This is a genomic window from Streptomyces sp. NBC_01485 (assembly GCF_036227125.1).
Classification (GTDB): Bacteria; Actinomycetota; Actinomycetes; order Streptomycetales; family Streptomycetaceae; genus Streptomyces.
In genome coordinates this window covers 7,771,916-7,793,893 of the sequence record NZ_CP109435.1, presented here as the reverse complement: position 1 = coordinate 7,793,893, position 21,978 = coordinate 7,771,916, and the positions used below count along the sequence as shown (strand labels likewise).

Below are 21,978 nucleotides of genomic sequence, written 5' to 3'. Positions count from 1 at the left end.
TTACACCGGGCGCCGCGACGCCGGGAGGTCAGTTCTCGGCCACCTCCGCGTAGAGCTGGGACAGTTCGGGAGTCCCGCTCGCGGCCCAGTCCCGCCCGGCCGCGGCCACGTCGATCTCCCGGCCGGACGCCAGCCGGACGACCGGCTCCCCGCCGGGCCGGATCGCCCAGGCGGCGCCGGGCACGGTGCGCACGACGACCGTCCCCAGGTAGAGCCCGGCGTCGTGGCCGAACCACGACAGGCCCTCCTCGTCGTCGCGCCAGCGCGGCGGAAGCTGGTCCAGCGCCTCCAACGAGGCGGCGGTGTCGTCGAGTCCGATCCCCTCCCGGGCCGCGTGGGAACGCAACAGCTCACATTCGGAGAGGAGTTCGGCGATCCCCTCGGGGTCCTCGGCCAGCACCGCCGCACGGTACTTCTTGCTCCTGTTGCCCAGGAAAGGGATGTTCATAAGCCCAGCGTGACACTCGCACCAGCACGCACACCACAGGCGCGCTGGCACGCGCTCGCCGGCCGGGGCTCGGCTTCGGGAACTACACGTCCAGGTCGACGACGACCGGCGCGTGGTCCGAGGCGCCCTTGCCCTTGCGCTCCTCGCGGTCCACGTAGATGTCCTTGACGGCCTTGGCGAACGGCTCGTTGCCGTACACCAGGTCGATGCGCATGCCGCGGTTCTTGGGGAAGGCGAGCTGGCGGTAGTCCCAGTACGTGTACGGGTGGTCGTACTTCAGGGGGCGCGGCACGACGTCCGACAGGCCCGCCTCGCGCAGGGACGTCAGGGCGGCGCGCTCGGCGGGGGTGACGTGGGTGAGGCCCTCGAAGGCGGCCACGTCGAAGACGTCGTCGTCGGTCGGCGCCACGTTGTAGTCGCCCAGCACCGCGAAGGGCCGGCCGGCCGCCGCGTCGCCCGCGACGGCCGCCTTGAGGGCCTCGAACCACTGGAGCTTGTACGCGTAGTGCGGGTGGTCGACCTCGCGGCCGTTCGGCACGTACACCGACCAGACGCGGACCGGGCCGCAGGTCGCCGAGATGGCGCGGGGCTCCGTCGCTCCGTCGTAGCCGGGGTCGCCGGGCAGGCCCTTGACTACGTCCGCCAGGCCGACGCGGGAGATCACCGCCACGCCGTTCCACCGGCCCGTGGCGTGGACCGCCGCCTCGTAGCCCACCTCGCGGAGCTGGTCGAGCGGGAACTGCGCCTCGGCGACCTTGGCCTCCTGGAGGCAGAGCACATCGGTGCCGCTGCTCTCCAGCCAGGCCAGGAGCCTCGGCAGGCGGGCGGTGATCGAGTTCACGTTCCAGGTCGCGATGCGCATGCCTCACAACCTACCGGGCGCCACTGACACTCACAGTGCCGTGCTCTCCCCGGGCGCCAGCCGCAGGTGCCGCGCGCCGCCGAGGGCGCCGATCTGGTTGTCGTAGATCGGGCGGGCGAGGTCGGTGAGGAGGGCGTCGTGGATGTCGTAGGCGCGCTCGGGCCTCAGTTCGCGGACGTAGTCGATGACCTCGGAGATCTTGCTCCAGGGGGCCATCACCGGGAGCATCAGCGTCTCGACGGCCTGGTCGGGGACGGTGAGGGCGTCGCCGGGGTGGAAGACTCGGCCGCCGTCGATCAGGTAGCCGACGTTGGTGATGCGCGGGATGTCCGGGTGGATGACGGCGTGCAGCTCGCCGTGGACCTGGACGTCGAAGCCCGCGGCGGTGAACGTGTCGCCGTGGCCGACGGTGTGGACGCGGCCGGGGAAGGCGGCGGAGATCTTCTCGGCGACCGACCTCAGGGTCCAGATCTCGGCCGCCGGGTTCGCGTCCATGGCCGTGCGCAGCCGCGCCTCGTCGAAGTGGTCGGGGTGCTCGTGCGTGACCAGGACGGCGTCCGCGCCGACGGCCGCGTCCGCCTCGCCGAACCCGCCGGGGTCGAGGACGAGCGTGCGCCCGTCCTTCTCCAGGCGCACGCACGCGTGGAACTTCTTCGTGAGCTTCAGAGCCGTCGTAGCCTTCGTAGCCGTCGTCATGACTCCCATCCTGCCTCCGTCGCCTCCGCACCGGGCGACGGGGCTCACTGAGCGACTCTGACACGAACCTGTCGGGAATCTTGAGATCCAGGGTCATTTGCCTTGCCGCCACCACAGGGGGCGGGGCAGGCCGCGTGCGTCGAGGTATTGCTGGAACGCCGTGGGAGGGCGGGGTCGGTAGGAGCAGCCGGCAGGCTCTTGAAGACTCAGCCGCTCGACGTTGATCGCGAGCGCTGTCAGGACGTGCTGGACGTGCGTCTTGGCCCAATACCGGGAATCAGGCGGCGACGAGCTCCTGCTCGCGGTCCGGCGTTCTGACCTTGGGCTTCTTGTTCGGCAGCGAGAGCCGGAAGACCTTGCGCCACGCGGAGAACACCTGCTTGGGCAGCGGGCCGGTGACGTACTCCAGCTCGTACTTCTCGAACAGCGCGCGCACCTTCACCGCGACCTCGGCGTACCGGTTGCTCGGCAGGTCCGGGAACAGGTGGTGCTCGATCTGGTGCGACAGGTTGCCGGTCATGAAGTGCATGGCCTTGCTGCCGCTGATGTTCGCCGAGCCCAGCATCTGGCGCAGGTACCACTGGCCGCGCGTCTCGCCCTTGATCGACCGGCGCTCGAAGACCTGTACGCCCTCGGGGAAGTGTCCGCACATGATCACCGAGTGGGTCCAGATGTTGCGGACCAGGTTCGCGGTGAACGTGGCGGCGAGCGTGGTGAGGAACGACGGGCCCGACAGCAGCGGGTGGATCACGTAGTCCTTGAGCACCTGCTTGCGGATCTTGCGGCCCACGGCTTTGGCCCGCGCGCGGAACTCCGGGTTCATGCGGCGGTGCTTGTGCAGGTTCTTGGCGAGCTCCAGGTCGTACGCTGCGATGCCGTACTCGAAGAAGCAGGCGTTGATGAAGTTCCACAGCGGCTGGCCGAGGTGGAACGGGTGCCACTTCTGGTCCTCGTCGACGCGCATGATGCCGTAGCCGAGGTCGTTGTCCTTGCCGATCACGTTGGTGTACGTGTGGTGCACCTCGTTGTGCGAGTGCTTCCACTGCTCGGACGGCGAGACGTGATCCCACTCCCAGGTGGTGGAGTGAATCTTCGGGTCCCGCATCCAGTCCCACTGGCCGTGCAGGATGTTGTGGCCGATCTCCATGTTGTCCATGATCTTCGCCACGGACAGCCCGGCGGTGCCGAGCAGCCACGCCGGCGGGAAGATCGAGAACAGCAGCACGCCCCTGCTGACCAGCTCGAGCTTGCGCTGCGCCGAGATGACCTTACGGATGTAGGCGGCGTCTTTCTCGCCGCGGTCGGCGAGCACCTCGTCGCGGATCGCGTCCAGCTCGCGGCCCAGCTCCTCGATCTGCTCCGCGGTCAGGTGGGCGGTGGGGTCGATGGCGGTCAAGGTGCTCCTACCGTTCGATGTCGCAGGGGCCCGCCGCGGCGGACACGCAGGTCTGGATGAGGACGCCCGGCTCGGCCTCGGTGATCTCGCCGGTGCGCAGGTCGCGGACGGCGCCCGCCTTGAGCGGCGTGACGCAGCCGAAGCAGATGCCCATGCGGCACCCGGAGGGCATGAGTACGCCGGCCTCCTCGCCGATGTCCAGCAACGGTGTGGCGCCGTCCGCGTCGACGGTCTTGCCGGTGGTGCTGAACGTGACCTCGCCGCCGTCGCCGGCGACGACGATGCCGGGGCGGAAGCGTTCGGTGTGCAGGCGCTCTTGCACGCCGTGCTCGGTCCAGTGCTCTTCGGCGGCGTCGAGCAGGCCCGCGGGCCCGCAGGCCCAGGTCTCGCGCTCGGCCCAGTCGGGCACGAGTTCGCCGAGACGGGCGATGTCGAGCTGGCCGTCTGTATTGGTGTGCACCTCGGTGAGCCGCAGCTTCTTGTCCGCGACCAGGTCGTGCAGTTCGTCGCGGAAGATCACGTCTTGCGGCCGTGGCGCGCAGTGGACCATGACGACGTCGTCGAACTCGATGTCGCGCAGCATGCCCATCACGGGCGTGATGCCGCTGCCGGCCGTCAGGTAGAGCACCTTGGAGGGCTTGGCCCGCGGCAGCACGAAGTCACCGGTCGCCTGGTCGAGCTGGATCAACGTGCCCGGTTTCGCCCTGCGGACCAGGTGGTTGCTGACCTTGCCGTCCGGGAGCGCCTTCACGGTGATCGTGACGCGGCCGTCCTGACGGTTCGTCGGCGAGGTGAGGGAGTAGGCACGCCACAGGCGCACCCCGTCGACGTCGACCCCGATCCGCACGTACTGACCGGCCGCGTGGCCGCGCCAGCCCCGTCCCGGCCTGATCACGATGGTCGCGGCGTCACCCGTCTCGGGGTGCACGGCCTCGATGCGCCCACGCAGATCAGCGCCCGCACGCAGCGGGCTGACCAGGTCGAGGTAGTCCGACGGCAACAGCGGCGTCGTGACCATCTCCAGCAGTTTCCACGCCCTGCTGCGAAGGGCTGTACTCGTCATGACTCCAGCCTGCTGCGCCTGAAGGCGTAAAGTCCTGACCGCAGGACGTGAATCTGGTCGGCTGAATTGTTCGCGGGGAACAAAATATGAGCTATGCAGTCCGGAGGGCCAGCGAACTGGCCCTGGATGAGACGACGGTCACGGCACTTCGGGCCGCGCTGAAGACCACCGCTGACGAGGTCGTCCAGGCGATCATCGACGAGGTCCCTCCCTACGCCAACGCCCTTTCGGGCCGCATGGGCGCCGCCATCCGCCGAGCCGTCCGCACCGCCCTGGGGCACTACCTGGACCTCGCGAGCGGGAACGCCACGGGCGGCGACGCCGGTGACGCCGCCTACGAGCTGGGCCGCGGCGAGGCGCGCGACGGCCGTTCGATGGACGCCCTGCTCAGCGCCTACCGCGTCGGCGCCCGCGTGGCCTGGCGATGCCTGGCAGCAGGTGCCGTACCCGCAGGTCTGCCCGCCGCCGAGGTCGCCAAGTTCGCCGAGCTGACCTTCGCCTACATCGACGAGCTCTCCGCCGCGAGCGCCGCGGGCCACGCCGACGAACTGGCCGCCCATGGCAGGGCCCACGAGCGCCACCTGGAACACCTGGCCCGCGACCTCCTCGCCGGCGCGAGCCCGGACGTGCTGCTGGCCTCCGTTCAACGGGCAGGGTGGCAGCCTCCGGTTTCGCTGACCGCGGTCCTGCTGCCCGCCGCCCAGGCCCGGCCTGCCTACCGCGCGCTCGACCCGAGCACCCTCGTCCTCGACGATCTGCCGGATGCCACCGGTGTGCTGCTCGTCCCCGATGCCGACCGATCACATCTCTTGCGGCAGCTGACCGACCGTACCGCCGTGGTCGGCCCGGCCCGGCCATGGACTCGTGCGTCCGCCTCGTACGCACGAGCCGTACGCGCCCGCTCCCTCTCCGCTGATATTCGCGACACCGAGGACCACCTGCCCGAGCTGGTGCTGACCGCCGACGTGGACGCGTTCGCAGACCTGCGTGCCCGAGCCCTCGCACCGTTGCGGACCTTGCCTGTCGCGACCGCACGGCGGCTGGAGGAGACGTTGCGGACGTGGCTGCTGCACCAGGGCAGGCGGGACGAGGTGGCGGCGGCGTTGTTCGTCCATCCCCAGACAGTCCGGTACCGGATGTCGCAGCTGCGGGAGCTGTTTCCGGATCTCGCATCGCCACACCGGGTCCTTGAACTGACGCTGGCGGTCGGTCTTCGGGTCAGCTGACGCGTACTTCGACCGTCCACGACCGCGTCCGCGAGCGGTCCAGTAATCGCGCCTCGTTCTCGGTTCCATCAGCTGGCTCATGCGGCCCGTCGAAGAGCGGTATGAGCCAGCTGAGACCGGGGGCTGATGTGAAGACCGGACAAGGCCTCGGGAAGTCCGTCGGGGGCGCTGTCTCTGAGAAGCGCGGTGGCGGATACGGCTCGACTGGATCCGGTGGACGATGCGCACCGGCCCGCTCGTCGACGCGCTCATCGAGCATCTGGTCGGCGATCTGGGCCGCTATGCCCTGGAAATCGGCTTTCATGTCGTCGTGGAGGGCGCTGTCCTGGCACGAGCTGACCCACGGGCGCGCGGCGGGCTGCAGCTGGGTGACCGGCGGGGCGGCCAGGCCGGGGCACCAGGGGCGGGGGGCCGGGCCGCTCGCGCCGGGGACCACCGTGGTTCTGCGACGGCCCCGTGCCTCCCATCCGGCAGGTCAGCCGGACGACCGACCGGGTCGGCCTGGCACACCGCGCGAGGGATGATGGGGATGGAATGACGGAACGCGAGGTCTGGAGCTTCCATGGCGAAGCGGGTTCACCAACCCCGTGAGGACGCGGAGTTCGATTTCATCCTCGGGATGAGCGGAGTCCCGGTCCTCGCATACTTCACCGGGACATGGCCCAAGGCGATCGAGCCCTGCCGGGCGATGGACCTCGTCGTGGGTGACATCGCAGACGAGTACACGGGCCGCCTGACGGCCGTCCGCACCGACATCACGCGCTGTCCGTCCGCAACCGAGCGATACGGGATCACCGGAGCCCCGTCCTACGTCCTGCTGAAGGAGGGAGAGGTGGTGGCGCACGGCACGGGGCCTATGACCATCGCCGGGGTACGGAAGTTCCTGGACGGCCACCTCTGAGCGGCCGCTGCGGCACGTGGTCACGACGCCCGTCACGTCTCGTCCATGGGAGCTGCGCCGCCTGAGACACCTTGGGGCTGAGACACCCCCACAGGTCACATGACGCCGTCCAGCCCGGTGTTCTCCGGCAGCTGCGCCAGGGCCGCCGCCCGGATCTCGGGGAACGAGGCCGTCATGGTGTCCGTGCCGCGCCGTGAGCGCAGCAGCACCCGCCCGCCCGCGTATACGGCGAGCTGGGCACGGTAACCATCCCACTTCGGCTCCGCAGCACAGCCAGGCCGCAGATCGGGATACACGGAGTCACTGGACGGCGAACCGCTCCCCTTCTGAACCCTCACGATTCGGGCCTGTTGAGACGTCGCCTGCAGATGAGGCTGCGGTGCGGTCCGCTCCATGAGTTGCAGCTGGACGGACGTGGCCGGCACGTCGCCGACGGCCACCGGGGCGCGGTCGGTGTCGGTCGCCGCGCGGGTCCGGCGCTCTGGTGCGGGCAGCACGGCCGGCACCAGGTCGGCGGCGTACGCCAGGGCGCGGTCGGCGTCGCCGAGCTCCCAGTGGATCCCGACCCCCCAATGCCCGGAGTACGTCTCTTTTCAGCCATGCCCCTATAACGTCCCGGCACGGAAAGGTACTTCCGTACAGGAGGACCCGTCTGACATCTTGCATCCACCACTCGTTTCGTACGGCCCGGCCGGTGCCCTCAACACGGCCGGGCCGTCACCGGAGGACGCATTGATACCCCACATATCCAGCCGCCCCAGACGCACGCTGGTGCTGGCGGCCACGCTCGGCGCCGCCCTCGCGTTCGGCGCCCCGGGCGCCCTCGCAGGCGCGCTCCCCATCGCCTCCTCCACCGTGCCGGCCGCCAAGGCCCACGCTCCGGCCGCCGTGCCGGCTTCCCAGAGTGCGACCTGGGTGGCCGGCACGCGTGCCTACCTCGTGATCACCGCCCCCGGTGACAGTTCGGCGGTCCGCTCCGCGATCGCGGCCAACGGCGGCACCGTCTTCTCGGACTTCGACGCGATCGGCGTGATCGTCGCCCACTCGGCGTCCAGCGGATTCGCCGCCACCATGCGCGGTGTCGCCGGCGTGCAGCAGGTCGGCGCCACGCGCACCTCGGACGTCCCGGCCGACGCCTACAACCCGGCGCTCCCGGCCAATCCGGCTCAGGCCTCGACCCCGGCCGGAGAACCGGTCCGGGCCGACATGAGCCAGATCAAGGCCGACCAGGCCTGGGCCGTGAACCCGGGCTCCGCCTCAGTCAAGGTCGGCATCCTGGACACCGGTGTGGACGACCAGCACCAGGACCTGGCGCCCAACTTCAACGCGGCCGACTCGGTCTCCTGCGCCTACGGCAAGCCCGACACCCGTGCCGGCGCCTGGCGGGACGTCGACACGCACGGCACCCACGTGGCGGGCACCATCGCCGCGGCCAAGAACGGCAAGGGCGTCGTCGGCGTGGCCCCCGGGGTGACGATCTCCGCGGTCCGGGTCGCCGAGCCGGGCAACTCCTTCTTCTTCGCCGAGAACACCATCTGCGGCTTCGTCTGGGCCGGTGACCACGGCTTCAAGGTCACCAACAACAGCTATTACACGGACCCGTGGCAGTTCAACTGCCCGGACAACATCGACCAGGCAGCCATCATCGAGGGCGTCAAGCGCGCCCAGGAGTACGCCGAGGGCAAGGGCTCCCTCCAGATCGCCGCCGCGGGCAACGAGAACTACGACCTCGCCCACAAGACGACCGACTCCGCGAGCCCGAACGACTCGACGCCGGTCACCCGCACCATCACCAACGCCTGCCTCGACATCCCGACCGAGCTGCCGGGCGTGGTCACGGTCTCGGCCAACGGCACGGGCGTCACCAAGGCCTCGTTCTCCAACTACGGGCAGGGCGTCATCGACGTCGCGGCGCCGGGCAGCAACGTGTACTCCACCGTCCCCGGCGGCGGCTACGGCAGCAAGAGCGGCACGTCGATGGCCACCCCGCACGTGGTCGGCGTGGCGGCACTCATCGCCAGCGCCGACCCGGGCATCACCCCGGCGCAGATCCGCGCCAAGCTGGCCGCCCAGGCCAACGACATCGCCTGCCCCTCGGACAGCCGCTGCACGGGCACGACGGCCGACAACTCGTTCTTCGGCGAGGGACAGGTCGACGCCCTCAAGGCCGTCGGGACCACCCCGCCGCCCGGCAAGTACTTCGAGAACCTCGCGGACTTCGCCATCAACGACAACGCGACCGTGGAGAGCCCGATCGCCGTCACCGGCGTGACCGGCAACGCCCCGGCCACCCTCAAGGTGGGTGTGGACATCAAGCACACCTACATCGGTGACCTGAAGGTCGACCTGGTGGCACCGGACGGCACCGTCTACACGCTGCACAACCACGCCGGCGGCAGCGCCGGCAACATCGCCCAGACCTACACCGTGAACGCCTCCTCGGAGGTCGCGAACGGCACCTGGAAGCTGCGCGTCAACGACAACGCCGCCTCCGACACAGGCACGATCGACGCCTGGAACCTGACCTTCTAGCGCAGGGCCCGGCAACGCCCGCGTACAGCACGCGCTGCGCCGGCGACAGCTCGCCGCCCGCGGCCGCGGACAAGGCGGGCTGCGGTCTGTTCGGCCAGGGCTGCGAACTGCTGGGCGGCAAGGGCATATGGGCCTCGGCGGCGGTGTACGCCGCGGTCGGGGCCACCATGCGGGAGGCGTCCAGGAAGGCCGCGGTCGGCCTGGGGCCAACTCTCACTCCTACCCGGGGCCACTACTCACTCCTGAAGCCACATGGACACCCCGTGGGAGTCCAGTAGTGCGTTCAGGAGGCGCGTGGTCATGGCGGCGCTGTCGCGGTCGCGGAAGGCCGGGAGGCCGAGCCGGACCTGGATGAGCTTCTCCAGGAATTCCTGGGTGCTGGTGGTTCGAGCCGACCAGGTCGGTCCGTTGCAGGACGTCCAGCAGGGTCTGTTCGTCGAAGCTGATCAGGTAGTACACGTTCGGCAGGTGGCCGACCGGGCGGATGAGCTTGAAGACGACCAGTAGTTCCTCGGGGGCGAGCCGGTCCAGGCCGTCCATGACCACCAGAACCGGCAGGGCCGCCTGCCGCAGGGCTGTCTCGGCGGTGCGTTTGGCGGCCGAGGCGCTGGTGTCCCCGGCCACGCGTTCGGCGACGAGCTTGATCAGCTCCGAGGAGTCCAGGCCGAGCAGTCCCGTGAGCTTTCCCAGCGGACTGACCGACTGGCCGAACGCTCCGACCTTCCAGCGCAGTTCGGACCACTGGCCATCGTCAGGGAGGGCGGCTCGGATCTCGCTGAACAGCGCCAGCGTCAGTGATTCGAGGTCCGAGTACATCCACGGGTTCAGCTCGGCGACCGACCACATGCTGGTGCCGGCGCCGCCGACCGCGTTTTTGAGGTGCTGGATCGTCATCTGCAGGACGGATGACTTGCCGGAGCCCCAGGGGCCGATGAGCGCGAGGACTCCGGACTCGCTCTGCTCGCGCACCTGGTGGAGAAGTTCGACGGCATGCCGGGCGTACTGCTGGCGCCCCAGCAGGTCAGGAGCGTCGGCGCTCCCGTCGACGGGGTCATCGTTGAAGAAGCGCCCACCTGGGCATCCTGATGGCCGTTGACACGGGCATCGGCCCATCCTGCCCGACAGCGCAGCGGCTCCGGTCTGGGATCGGTAACGACGTGGAGACCGGCTGCTGTCATGGGTGACCCGCTCCTGCACGAGGGACACGGTGGTGCCGACGATTGACCGGCGGCGGTACGGCCTGCCTTGGCAACCGGGGGCGCCGAGGGGCGTGCAGGACGTGTGGGGTGGTGCGCGGGCGCGGGCGCGCCGGCAGAGTGCTCCGACCGCCGGTATGCCGTTCGCCGCCGATCGCAACCTCTTGTGCCTCGCGCATCGGTCTAGGTGACGTGATGCCATGGACGGCCGCTTCCGGGAACGCAGCGGCCTCGACCGACGACCACGACCACCGCCGAGGGCGCATGAGCGATTGTCCCGGGTGCCGGTCCTGCACCGGCCCTCCGCGCGCCCCCGCATCCGATGTCCCCGGCCTGGAGGACTCTTCCGGCCCTGGCGCGGGGCCCGCACCGGACGCTCCTGTCCCCGACGACCCCGCCGTCTGTGACGCATGCCTGGTGCGGGCGATGGCGCAGGGCAGCGCGGAGGCCCTCTCCGAGCTGTTCGCCCGCCGCGCCGGCCTCGTGCTCGCGTTCCTCGTCAACCACGGCTTCCCCACCGAGACGGCGGAGGACGCGGTGCAGGAGACGTTCCTGGCCGCGTGGAAGACAGCCTCCCGCTTCCACCAGGGCAACACCACCGGCTGGCTGCTGCGGATCGCCGTATGCCGTGCCGTCGACCTGGAGCGAGCCCACAGACGGACACGGACGCTCGCCGACCGCGCCGCCCGTGACGGTCTAGCCGCGGACGCGGCCGTGGCCCCGTCCGCGGAGGACTGCCTGATCGCCTCCTCCGCGCACTACACCGCTCTGGGCGCAGCGCTGGCCGATCTGCCGGCACGGCAACGCCTGGTCATGGAGCTGCGCTACATCCACCAGCTCACCGTCGCCCAGACCGCCCGGCACCTCGACGTGCCCGAGGGCACGGTCAAGGCCTGGGCCTTTCGCGGCCGCGAACGCATGCGGACCCGACTGCGGGAGCAGACCGAGGAAGTCCACGAAGACGCAACCGGCAACGGCGACCGGAACGGGGGTGACGACGATGACGGAGTGCGCGGCGCAACTGGCGCAACGCCCTGACACCCGACGGCACGGTGTCGTGCGGGCACGGATGATGCGCGGGAGCTGGACCGTGGGTGCGCCCGTGCTCGCCGTGCTGCTGGTCATGGCGGTCACCGGCTCCTTCGCCCACGTCGACGGCGACTGGTTCGACGCCGCACAGACCATCCACCTGAGCCTGGTCCAGATCACGCCGTTCGCCATGGCGATCGCCTGCTGGCAGGGCGGCACGGAACCACGGGCCGGCGCCGAGTGGGTCGGCGACAGCGCCGCACGCGGCCCCTGGACCCGGGCACTGTTGTCCCTCACGCCGTCGGTGCTGTGGCCGACCGTGCTGCTCGGCCTGGGCATCGTGGGCGTGCTGGCGGTCACCTGGCCCACCGCCACCGGAGCACGGCCACCATTGCCGCTGGCGCTCTACGCGCTCCTCGTGCTGGCCGGCGCCACGGGCACGGCGCACATCCTGGGCGCGCTCCTGCCGCAGCGGATCGTGCCGCTGCTCGTGGGAGCGGCAGCCGTCTGGCCGCTCATGGTCTCCAACGGCGGTGACGTGCTCGGCTTCGAGTTGCCCTCCCAGCGGCCCTACGTCGGGCCCGACGTGCCCGGACATTCCTGGCTCGACTGGACGAACCGACTCGTCCCCGGCTGGCTGCCCTGGATCACCCTGACCTCGCTCCTGCTCGCGGCGGCGACGGTCCTGGCCCTGCGGGCGGGGCTGTGGAGGTTCGCCGTCTTCCTGATCGCCTGCCTGCTGCCGCTCACCCTGCTTGATCCGCTGCGCATGGGCGACATCGAATCGGGCGTCGGCACCATCGCCGTCCGCTGTTCCGCCGCCGTTCCGGCGGTCTGCCTGTCGGAGGACCGCGTGGCGCACAAGGACGAACTGACCGAGGTCGCCGCCCACTTCGGACGGCTTCTGGCCGGTGTGCGGGGCGCACCCACGCACTACCTGGGCACCGCCGAGACCCTGGTGGGCGACTTGCCCCAGGAGCGGGGCTGGGCGCTGGAGATCTCGCTCGACTCCACCAGGGAGCAGCGGTTTCGGATCACCGCCCGCTACCTCGCCGGGTGGAACTGCTGCCGTTCCACCACCGACCAGGCCGTCGTCGACGCCGTCACCCAGTGGCTGCTGCCCGCCGAGTACCGGCAACAGCGGCTCAATCTGCTCGCCCGCGCAGTGATCTCCCGGCTCGACTCCATGTCCCGCGCCGACCGCGCCGACTGGCTGAGCCAGTACCTCACCGCGATCCGGACCGACGACCGCCTCACCCCTCCTTTGAATGCGACCACGCCATGACCGAACACCGGATCACCCCGCCCGCGCCCTCCACAGCCGACCATCTGCCCGCCTCCTGGGTCACCGCCTACGCCGAGGGCCGCCTCGCACCCCACCTGCTCGGCCGGGCCGAACCCCACCTGATGCGCTGCGGTCACTGCGCGGACGCGGTGGAGACCGCCGTACGACGAGGCGGGCACGCGGCCCGCCTCGACGCCCTGCACAGGACCCTGGTGAGCCGCATCACCGGCGGCCCACCACCACTCCCCGCGCCACCCCCGCACACCCCGCCCGCACCCGCACCCGCACCGGCACCGGCACCGGCACCGGCACGGATCCGCGCCTCAACGCGCCTCCGACACGGCCTCCCGCCCTGGCTCGCCGGCACCCAGGTCCTGCGGCTGCCCTGGCTCGTGGCCGTCGCCTGCGTGTCCGGACTGGGCGTAGTTTTCGGGCACCTCAGCCACTCCCAGGCACCCCGCCTGGTGCTGCTCTTCCTCGCCCCGGTGCTGCCCGTGCTCTGCGTGGCCGGCAGCTACGGCGGCCGCGCCGATCCCTTCGCCGAGGTGACCCGGACCACCCCGGCCGGAGGCCTGCGCATCCTTCTGGTGCGCACCACACAGACGCTGGTGGTGTGCGTGCCACTGCTGACGGGCGCGGCCGCCGCGATGCCCCGCGCGGGCCTGTCGCCCTACACCTCGGCCAGCTGGCTGCTGCCGTGCCTCACGGTGACACTGACCACGCTGCTCCTCAGCTCGTACTGGGGCAGCTGGGCGGCGGCCCTGACGACCGGGACCGGCTGGTTCCTGCTGGTGTACGCCCTGGCGAAACCACTGACCCAGCATTACCGAGGCGACGGCTCCCACCGGATCCTGCTCGCCCTGCGCGACGTCCAGGAGCAGTTCATGCAGGCGGGCGGCGCGATCGTGTTCGGTGTGGCCTCCGCCGTGCTCGCCGAACTGCTCGTACTGCGCCGGCACGCCTTCGGACGCCTGGGGTCCCGATGATCCACACGGAACATCTGTGCGTACGACGCCGGCGCACCCTCGTCCTGGACGGCATCGACCTCCGCCTCGGGCCCGGAGTGCACGCGCTGCTCGGGCCGAACGGGGCCGGAAAGTCCACCCTGCTGCGGATCCTGGCGACGGCCGCGGCCGCCACCGAAGGCAGTGTCACCCTCCTGGACCGCGACCCCCGCATCCCGATGCAGCGCCGGGAGATCCGGCGCAGACTGGGCTATCTCCCGCAGGAGTTCGGCCTGTTCCGCGGGTACACCGTCCGTGAGTTCCTCGTGTACGCGGCCTGGTTGCGGGACATGTCCCGCAACGAGATCCCGGCGGCGGTGGAGCGGGCCGCGGGGGCGGTCGGACTGGGCGACCGGCTCGGGCAACGGCTGGGCCGGCTCTCAGGCGGAGAGAAACAGCGCGTCGGCATCGCCCAAGCCGTCATCAACTCGCCCCAGCTGCTGTTCCTCGACGAGCCGACAGTCGGCCTGGACGTAGGGCAGCGGGCCCGCTTCCACGCCCTGGTGCGCGAGATGGGCCGTACGTCGTGCGTCCTGCTGTCCACTCACCTCATGGCGGAGGACGTCCGCGGCGTCTGCACGGACGCGACCATCCTGCACCGCCGCAACGTCGTGTTCCACGGCACGCTCGCCGCACTGGACGACGCCGGCGGCTACGACGCCTTCGTGCCGCCCGGGCAATGAGCCGACAGGCCCACGCGCGGGCGAGCCGACGCTATCTGGCTGACGCGCTTGCTGTCCTGAGCCAGTCCGGGCCGGCCGTCGTCCTGGCGGCCGGACCAATGAGACCTCACTGAGACTCACTCGGTGGGGGTGGTCTCCTCGCGGATGACCTGCTGCGCCACCGTGAACGCGCTGTTCGCCGCCGGTACGCCGCAGTAGACGGCCGCCTGGAGCAGCACTTCCTTGATCTCGTCCGGGGTGAGGCCGTTGCGCAGGGCGGCGCGGGTGTGGAAGGCGAGCTCCTCCAGGTGGCCGCCGGCGACCAGCGCGGTGAGCGTGACGCAGGAGCGGGTGCGCCGGTCGAGGCCGGGGCGGTCCCAGATCTCGCCCCAGGCGTAGCGGGTGAGGAACTCCTGGAAGTCGCCCGAGAACTCGTCGGCCTGCGACAGCGCCCGGTCGACGTGCGCGTCGCCGAGCACCTCCCGGCGCACCTTCAGACCGGCGTCGTACGGGTCGGGGCGGCCCATGAGCTGCGGCGGTTCGGCGACGGGGGCGGGCGCGATCTCCGCGATGGCCAGGGGCTGCGGGGACTGCTGGGGCGCGGTCAGGACGGCTCTGACGGGGATGCCCGGGACGGCCGTCTGCCCGGTGCCGGAGTCGTGGGCGGGCTGCCAGGCGGTGGAGAAGTGGCGGACCAGCAGGTCCGTCACAGCGGCGGGCTGCTCGACCGGGACCAGGTGCGAGGCGCCCGGTACGACGGCCAGGCGGGCGTCCGGGATCCCGGCGACCAGTGTGCGCGCCTCGGCGGGGCCGGTGACCTGGTCGTCGGAGCCGACGAGGACCAGCGTCGGAACGCCGACGAGACCGATCTCGGCCCGTACGTCGAACGCGGCGAGGGCCTCGCAGGCCGCTATGTAGCAGCCGGGGTCGGTGGTGCGCACCATCTGCACGGCCCACTCGGTGATCGCGGGCTGGGCGGCCGCGAAGCCGCTGGTGAACCAGCGGTCGGGCGAGGTGCGGGCGATGGGGTCGAGGCCGTTGGTGCGGACTATGACGCCCCGCTGCCGGAACTCGTCGGCCGTGCCGAACCGCGGCGAGGCCGCGATCAGCGCGAGCGAGGCGACACGCTCCGGATGCCGCAGGGCCAGCTCCACGCCGACCGCGCCGCCGAACGCGCAGCCCGCGTAGCCGAAGCGCTGCACCCCGAGCGCGTCGAGCGTGGCGAGGAGGCGCGCGGCGAGTTCGGCGACCGAACCCGCCGGGTAGGCCGGGGCACCGCCGTGACCGGGCAGGTCGAACCGGAACACCCGCCACTGCTGGGCCAGCTCGGGAACCTGACGGTCCCACATGTGCCAGGTGGTGCCCAGGGAGGGACCCAGGATCAGGACGGGAGCCTCTTCTGGCCCGTCAAAGCGGTATTGCAGGGTGTTCGACGGTGTCTCACTCACGCCTCAGACCCTCTCACGTATCACGGACGCCCCTATAACGCGGGGGCGCGCGAAGCCGGTCTGACCAGGTTAAAGACCTCGCGGGCGGCATACCGCTTGAGGCATCGGATGATCTCACGTCGGGTCTTGCCCTCCTGGGTGCGGCGTTCGTAGTACGCCTGGGTGCGCGGGTCGTGGCGCAGGCGGGTGAACACGACGCGGTGCAGGGCGGCGTTCGCCTGACGGTCGCCGCCGTAGTTGAGCCGGCGCGTGATTCGCCGCCCGGAGGAGTACTCGATGGGGCTAACTCCGCAAAGGGCTGCAAAGGATGCCTCAGTGTTCAGCCGCTCGGGGTTGTCTCCCATGGTGATCAGCAAGGTGACTGCGCTGTCCGGGCCGATACCCACCGGTACGAGTAGCTGTGGGGCGTGGTGTTCGACGAGCTGGGTCAGGCGTTGGTTCAGCTCATTGATCTGCCCGGTGAGCTGTTCGATACGCTCCGCGAGCATTCTCAGGGTCATGTGGGTGGCCTGGGCCACCGCGTTCTCGCCGTCGCCTGGCCCGAGGCGTGCGCAGGTGCGGAACAGCTCGCGGTTGCCCAGGCTCGACAGTCGTTCCCGCAGTGCGGGATCGGCGATGACCAGGACGGCTTTGAGCTGGTTGATCGCCTGGGTACGGGCCTTGACCGCGGAGTCCTTGGCGAGCTTGAAGATCCGGGCGCTGTGCACCGGACCGTCGCCGGACTTGGCCCGGGCCCGGGCGCGACCGCTGAGCACGGCTCGCGCTGCGGCCTGCGCATCGAGCAGGTCCGACTTGCCGAGCAGACGGCGGGCCGTGCGGTCGGGCCGGTTCACTTCGAACACCTGGATCTGCTGGGTCAGCAGGTAGCGGGACAGGCCCGCGCCGAAGGTGCCGGTCCCCTCCACGCCGGCCCGGCGCACCGTCCCCCGCTTGCGGGCCCAGGCGAGCAGCCGACGGTAGCCGGCCGCCGTGGCCGGAAAGGATTCGGTACCCACGACCTTCCCCAGCGGGGAGACCACGGCGGCGACGTGAACCTCGCCGTGCGTGTCCACGCCCAGGACGACCTCGCCCGGAACGGGTGGATCCGTACTGGAGGAGGTGCTGCGCTGTCTGGTCGTCATGGTGGCCTCCCGCGTGGCGATGTGCTGGGTGGATGGCACCGGCCCGCTCGGGCGGTCTGAACCGTGATGGCGCCTGAAACTCGGCAAGGCCCCTATTGGGACACGCCCTGTGGCTCGGTACCAGCAGGCGCCATCCCGCAACGGCAGTCGACAAGCCCGTGACTGGACACTTCGGTCATAGATCTCATGAGTCAGACCCCCGTCCGGGACGGCATCGCGCAACAGTCCCACTGATCCCGGCACAACGACATAACTCGATCACTGCCGGATGACTTCGCCCGAACCCGCCACACCTGGCCTGGACTGGCTGACAATGCGTTGACTCTTCGCCCACTCGTGACCGGCAATGACGGGCAGCCGCGTGGCCCGCCTTACGGGGCGGTGGACACCGCCGAGGGTGAGCCGAAATGTGAGGAGGGTCAGCTCGCGCAACTGCCGACGGAACCCCAGCGAAGAAAGTCCGTACCGCCGGCGCCGTCGAGGACCGCAACCGCATACTGGGCATAGCCCCATTCCGGCCGGGAGCGGGATTCGGAAAGGATCGACCGGCAGGCCACACCTGCGGCGGTCTGCCCCCAATCCTCCCGCGCGCTCTGGTCCCACTCGGGCTTGGTCGCCCACACATACATCACGCCTTCGTCCGGGGCGAAGCCGATGCTGGTGTTCTCGTCGCTGATGTAGCGGGGGTCATGGAACAGCCGGGAATTGCCGTTCCACTCCACGAAAAGCTGGTGGACCGCCTCGGTTGCCACTCGGATCTCGTCCTTGTCGACGCTCGGGATCCGCGCGGCCGTCAGGCCGGCTTCGGTGGGATTCCAGTTCGGATCCTGCCCCTGGTCGCTGGTGGTGCGTTCGATGGTCTGTGTGACGCAGCCGGTGTTGGTACGGAAGTCGTCTTCCCACACGATCGCGGGTGCCGTGGGAGTGGTGTTGTCCACCAGGACATACTCGTCGTACGGAAGGTCCTTGTAGATGTCCGCCATCATGCGCAGGGTAAGACAGGCATCCTTGGCCGCTCCCTGGACGACGCGTGACTCGACTGCCGGGCCACTGATCGCGACGTAGATCTCTTTCCTCGGCTGGGCGTAGCTCACGTCGTACTGGCCGCTGTAGTTGTACTCCTCGCCAACTCCCAGGCCGACGTCGTGGCCCAGCGCGGCCTCGGTCTCGATCTCGGCCTCCCCCTTGGCGCGGCGGGCCGCACGCCATGTGGTGATCGTCGCCTCGTCAGCGTCCACGGGTGGTGATGTGTCCGGCGTCTGGGGACTTGCCGTCGGTGAAGCGGGAGAGGACGCATCGGTGATCGTCGTGGAGGACGCGCTGACGTGGCGGCGGGAACTCGAGGGGAGTGTCTCCGTCCCGCCGGGCTGAAGGGCGAGCGCTCCACCCGTCAGGCCACCGATGACGACGCCCGCGGCAACGGCGATGCCCACCATGCGTCTGCGGGAACGGGCAGGAGGGTGCCAGGCCGGGTCGTCCACGGCGGGCACGTCCCACTCGGCCACGACGAGATCACCGACCAGCGTCGCTTCCGCACCGGCCGGGATGACCTGCGTGGCCTGAGCCGCGAGAAGAACCGCGCATTCCTCGGCGGCCTCGCTCGCGGTGGTTCGGCTGCCCGGCTGCTTGGCAAGGGCGCTCTTCACGATGGTGCGGAGTTCGTCGGGAAGGCCATGAAGGTCGGGTTCCTCGGACATGACGCGGTAGGCGACCACGTCAGGGGCTCCCGTGCCGAAGGGCAGGCGTCCGGTGGCCGCGTAGGCGACGAGCGCGCCCCAGGCGAACAGGTCACCTTCGGGGCCGGCGCTGCCGGCGCGGTAATACTCGGGGCTGATCCAACCGGGGGTACCGGTCATGATGCCGGTGCGGGTCACGGACGTACCGTCGGCGGCGTGGGCAATGCCGAAGTCCAGGACGCGGGGGCCGGCAGGGGTGAGTATGACGTTCTGCGGCTTGACATCCCGATGGACGACGCCAGCAGCGTGGATGGCCTCGAGAGCCTGGGCGGTACCTGTCGCGAAGGCGTACAAGGTGCTCTCGGCGAGCGGTCCGTAGGTCGCAAGGTGCCGATCAAGGGTGGGCCCTGGGGCGTATGCAGTGGCCAGCCACGGCGAATCGGCATCCGGATCGGCGGCGAGCAGAGGTATGAGAAACGGCCCCTGCACACGCGCGGAGAGCTGAACCTCGCGGCGGAACCGGGCCCGAAACTCGGGATCCTCAGCCTGCGCGGAATGAACGACCTTCACCGCGACACGGAGGCCGGCGGCGTCGAGACCGGCGTGAACTGTACCCATACCGCCCGAGCCGAGACGGCCGATGATCCGGTAGGGACCGACCCGCTTCGGATCACCAGGGCGGGCGGGCAACACCAGCCCGCCGGAGCGAGTACTGCTCACGGGCGCTTCCGTTCTCCTTCACCGGCAGAGAGTGAAAGGCCGGACGCACGCCGAATGGGTACGTCCATGCCTGGAAGCTGGATGTTATCTGTGCACTACCACAATGAGCACCGTCCTCTCAGGGAGTGGTCAGCGATGCCGTAGTCAAGCAGAAGCGCCGCTGAGGAAGCCGGGAGCGAAGACCGTCACCGGCTACACGTCCCGGCACCCGCCCGCGCACACCCCCACGGTGATCACTTACACCATCACTCGGGACGCCACCTTCACGCAGCGCGGCTCACCAATCAACGTTCGCCCGACAACTCCCGCCCGGACCGTTCCGCCAACTCGTCACTGTCACTCGCCTGCTGAGCCAAGTCGGTCACGTCCCCGTCAGATGAGCCCTGGTCACCCTCGGAGGAGGGTGACTGGGCAGGGCCTTCACCGAGACTGGGCGGCAAGAACTGGGCATGCTTCGAGCGCAGGTATTCCACCCCGTCGTCGTGAGTAGCCCGGTAGTCGAGGCTGCGCTCCACGAACTTCAGCCGGTGCCGGGCGTCATTGATCACTTCGGACCACGTACGGACCTGCACGCGATGCCGGTCGGTGCGCTGAATGTAGCCGAATGGGAGCCCTGTCTGGTTCCGACGGGATTCGGCGAACTCATCGAGGGAATTGCCGATGATCCAGAAGTCCCACGATACGTTCGGTTTGTTGAATCGTTCGTCCCGCATGACCGCCAGTGCGTACTTCTCGATCTGCATGAGTTCGTCGGCACCGATCTCCTGACTCGGTCGCTTCAGCTCGACGACGATGTTCTCGACTCGGTCCTGCGCGATCTCGCACGTGCGCGTGAGCACAAGGTCGGGGATCGGATTGGTGCCATCGTGACGCAGCACGGGCTTCGTGTGGCCAGCGAGTCCGACGTCCTCACCGAGGAGGTGGAGGTACTTCGCCAGAACCTTGGTCAGGGACTCATCGTCGCCGGTCAGAGCGTACTCTTCACCGAAAACCCAGGTCTCGTTGGCCAGGATCCGGTGGAGCTGCCTGCGCTCCAGAGTCTCGCGCCGCGGATCGGCGTCGAACAGTATCGTGTCGAGTCCGGTCAGAAAGCTGAGGCGGTCTCCGATTTTCTTCGAGGTGGAGATGATCGATGCGAGGGTGGTTCTGTTGAGCAGCTCGCTGAGCTCCGCCAGCCGCTCTGCAGAGAGTTCGAGGACGCCCCTCAGGACATTGTGGAGATTCCCCGGGTTCGACGCGAGGGCTTCTCGGAGGAGCCTGAGGGTGAGCTTCCGTGATCGGAAGTCACCGTCGTTGATCACTTTCGATGCCGTGAAGGCGACGATGTCGAAAACCTGACGCTCCGCGTTCTCGGCAGCAGAGGACGATCCGTCGCTGTACGGGTAGCTGCCCTCCGACACCCAGTCCCTGATGATCGACCTGCGCCTGTCCGCGCTACGGCGTTTGAAGTGCTCACGCAGCTTCTCTTTCGCCGCCACTACAACGGAACTCATGGGCTCCAGGCCGGACTCGGCGAGTAGCACGTCATGCCCTCTAAATCCACCCCACTTGAGGTAAGCGGTGAAGTCGAATCCGGGGGCCTGGATACCCGGCTTGATGTCATGTAGCGCCATTCCGGCCTCGTCACACAGATACAAGGCCCGGTCAACCTGTCGGCGCCACTCGATGACAACAAGTTGCGGTTGGCCCTCCATCCCGTCTACATCCAGACCGTATTCTTCACGTTCAACCTGCAGTGCCGCCGGGTTGAGTTTCTGACCGCGCCACGAAATCTCGACATGCGGATAGGATTCGAGATAGATCGCGAACTCAGCCGAGAGAGTGTCGATCAGTGAGTCCTGCTCAAGCTGCTTGCCAGCAGCTTCATTGACCGAGACAACCGAGACGCGGGTGCCGATTCCCGCCTCGGCCGGAGCGGTGGTGATGTCGAAACGGCGCAGATTGTGGCGCGCGGCGCGGATCCTCATCTCGGTCGCAGGATCTCCCTCGTGTACCGTGCACCATTCAACGACATCGCCAATGCCGAATGCAGCGAACCGCCCCTTACCTTGCTCTCCGTGAAGGCGCCGACCCTGCTGCCGGGTGGTCCTGGTGGACCTCTTCCATGAACCGCCCAGTGCACCGAATCCCTGCTGCACATCGTCCGACGACATACCGTGACCGCGATCCACGACAAGAACGCGTTCCACCGCACCCAGCGTGCTGAATTCAAGCCGCCCATCGACGACATCTGCGTCCGCATCCAAGGCGTTCCAGATGAGCTCCGTCAGGCCGGCGCGAGGGCTGCGGACGAGGCGGGCCAGGTGGTCACCGTCCACCTGCACGGTCAGGGAATGCATACGTGCATGAAAGCACGAGGTCGGCCTCTGGTGCCCGACTTCGCCGAGACCCCCATTGCCCCAGGCTCCGCACCTCTGGTGTGCCCCCCTTCTGAATCACCGCCCTCCCCTCGTCTGAACAACAGCACATCCCGTGCGGCGGGAGACGACCCGTGTTTCTCCCAGCGGGCGGTGCTTCAGCCCGCGCCCGTCGTGGGTGACCGGTGTCGGTCCACCATTTGCCCGCCTACGGCAGAGTGCTGTGCAGGATCAACCACTCCCATCCCGTTCGGGGCAGGCGCAGTCCGGCAGCGCCACTGCGACCGCCGCCTTCGGGCGAAGATTGCGCGCTTTGACCGCTGAATCCTTCGTAGACGGCGGAGATCAACCAGCGG

General features: G+C 69.4%; 18 protein-coding genes. 7 read left to right on the top strand and 11 right to left on the bottom strand.

All coding sequences use genetic code 11. From position 1 onward, the window contains the following. Positions 1-28: 28 nt before the first annotated feature. From OG352_RS34390 to OG352_RS34370, 5 genes are all read right to left on the bottom strand, one after another. Positions 29-448 (bottom strand): DUF6278 family protein, encoded by a 420-nt coding sequence (locus tag OG352_RS34390; RefSeq protein ID WP_329222319.1) that lies wholly within the window; start codon positions 446-448, stop codon positions 29-31. Between the two features lie 82 nt (positions 449-530). Beyond that, entirely contained in the window at positions 531-1,310 is a 780-nt protein-coding gene (locus OG352_RS34385) for an exodeoxyribonuclease III (RefSeq protein ID WP_329222316.1), read from the bottom strand. 30 nt (positions 1,311-1,340) lie between these two features. After that, positions 1,341-1,976 (bottom strand): MBL fold metallo-hydrolase, encoded by a 636-nt coding sequence (locus OG352_RS34380; RefSeq protein WP_329224062.1) that lies wholly within the window; start codon positions 1,974-1,976, stop codon positions 1,341-1,343. A 307-nt stretch (positions 1,977-2,283) separates the two neighbouring features. Beyond that, entirely contained in the window at positions 2,284-3,402 is a 1,119-nt protein-coding gene (locus tag OG352_RS34375; protein WP_329222315.1) for a fatty acid desaturase family protein, read from the bottom strand. Positions 3,403-3,409: 7 nt separating this feature from the next. Further along, a complete protein-coding gene (locus OG352_RS34370) occupies positions 3,410-4,465 on the bottom strand; it encodes a ferredoxin reductase (RefSeq protein WP_329222313.1) in 1,056 nt (351 codons plus the stop codon). A gap of 86 nt (positions 4,466-4,551) precedes the next feature. Between OG352_RS34370 and OG352_RS34365 the strand changes: the two genes are divergently transcribed. After that, positions 4,552-5,691: a PucR family transcriptional regulator gene (locus OG352_RS34365; RefSeq protein ID WP_329222311.1), complete on the top strand. Its 1,140-nt coding sequence runs from the start codon at positions 4,552-4,554 to the stop codon at positions 5,689-5,691. 562 nt (positions 5,692-6,253) lie between these two features. Continuing rightward, positions 6,254-6,592: a thioredoxin family protein gene (locus tag OG352_RS34360; protein ID WP_329222310.1), complete on the top strand. Its 339-nt coding sequence runs from the start codon at positions 6,254-6,256 to the stop codon at positions 6,590-6,592. A gap of 95 nt (positions 6,593-6,687) precedes the next feature. Here the strand turns inward: OG352_RS34360 and OG352_RS34355 are convergent, their stop codons facing one another. Continuing rightward, a complete protein-coding gene (locus OG352_RS34355; RefSeq protein WP_329222309.1) occupies positions 6,688-7,089 on the bottom strand; it encodes a hypothetical protein in 402 nt (133 codons plus the stop codon). A 274-nt stretch (positions 7,090-7,363) separates the two neighbouring features. Between OG352_RS34355 and OG352_RS34350 the strand changes: the two genes are divergently transcribed. Further along, positions 7,364-9,124, top strand: a complete 1,761-nt coding sequence (locus OG352_RS34350; protein ID WP_329224061.1) for a S8 family peptidase — start codon at positions 7,364-7,366, stop codon at positions 9,122-9,124. 219 nt (positions 9,125-9,343) lie between these two features. On the opposite strand, the gene OG352_RS34345 is transcribed toward OG352_RS34350, so the two are convergent. Then, positions 9,344-10,093 carry a KAP family P-loop NTPase fold protein gene (locus OG352_RS34345; protein ID WP_329222308.1) on the bottom strand — a complete coding sequence of 250 codons (750 nt, stop codon included), beginning with the start codon at positions 10,091-10,093 and terminating at the stop codon, positions 9,344-9,346. Positions 10,094-10,746: 653 nt separating this feature from the next. Here OG352_RS34345 and OG352_RS34340 point away from each other — a divergent pair. Genes OG352_RS34340 through OG352_RS34325 form a run of 4 tightly spaced genes read left to right on the top strand, consistent with a single transcriptional unit; the run spans position 10,747 to position 14,321 of the window. After that, positions 10,747-11,358: an RNA polymerase sigma factor gene (locus tag OG352_RS34340; RefSeq protein ID WP_329222307.1), complete on the top strand. Its 612-nt coding sequence runs from the start codon at positions 10,747-10,749 to the stop codon at positions 11,356-11,358. 52 nt (positions 11,359-11,410) lie between these two features. Then, a complete protein-coding gene (locus OG352_RS34335; protein WP_329222306.1) occupies positions 11,411-12,634 on the top strand; it encodes a hypothetical protein in 1,224 nt (407 codons plus the stop codon). Further along, complete coding sequence (locus tag OG352_RS34330; protein ID WP_329222305.1) at positions 12,631-13,620, top strand: hypothetical protein; 990 nt, start codon at positions 12,631-12,633, stop codon at positions 13,618-13,620. The genes OG352_RS34335 and OG352_RS34330 overlap by 4 nt, the downstream gene beginning before the upstream one ends. Continuing rightward, a complete protein-coding gene (locus OG352_RS34325) occupies positions 13,617-14,321 on the top strand; it encodes an ATP-binding cassette domain-containing protein (protein ID WP_329222304.1) in 705 nt (234 codons plus the stop codon). The genes OG352_RS34330 and OG352_RS34325 overlap by 4 nt, the downstream gene beginning before the upstream one ends. 116 nt (positions 14,322-14,437) lie before the next feature. Here the strand turns inward: OG352_RS34325 and pcaDC are convergent, their stop codons facing one another. The 4 genes from pcaDC to OG352_RS34305 form a co-directional block, all read right to left on the bottom strand. Continuing rightward, the gene (gene pcaDC / locus OG352_RS34320; RefSeq protein ID WP_329222303.1) at positions 14,438-15,748 is read right to left on the bottom strand and encodes a bifunctional 3-oxoadipate enol-lactonase/4-carboxymuconolactone decarboxylase PcaDC; all 1,311 of its coding nucleotides are present in this window, start codon (positions 15,746-15,748) and stop codon (positions 14,438-14,440) included. A gap of 32 nt (positions 15,749-15,780) precedes the next feature. Continuing rightward, positions 15,781-16,869: an IS110 family transposase gene (locus tag OG352_RS34315; protein WP_329222302.1), complete on the bottom strand. Its 1,089-nt coding sequence runs from the start codon at positions 16,867-16,869 to the stop codon at positions 15,781-15,783. A 419-nt stretch (positions 16,870-17,288) separates the two neighbouring features. Further along, positions 17,289-19,265, bottom strand: a complete 1,977-nt coding sequence (locus tag OG352_RS34310; protein WP_329222301.1) for a serine/threonine-protein kinase — start codon at positions 19,263-19,265, stop codon at positions 17,289-17,291. Between the two features lie 284 nt (positions 19,266-19,549). After that, positions 19,550-21,604: an ATP-binding protein gene (locus OG352_RS34305; protein WP_329222300.1), complete on the bottom strand. Its 2,055-nt coding sequence runs from the start codon at positions 21,602-21,604 to the stop codon at positions 19,550-19,552. Positions 21,605-21,978 lie beyond the last annotated feature (374 nt).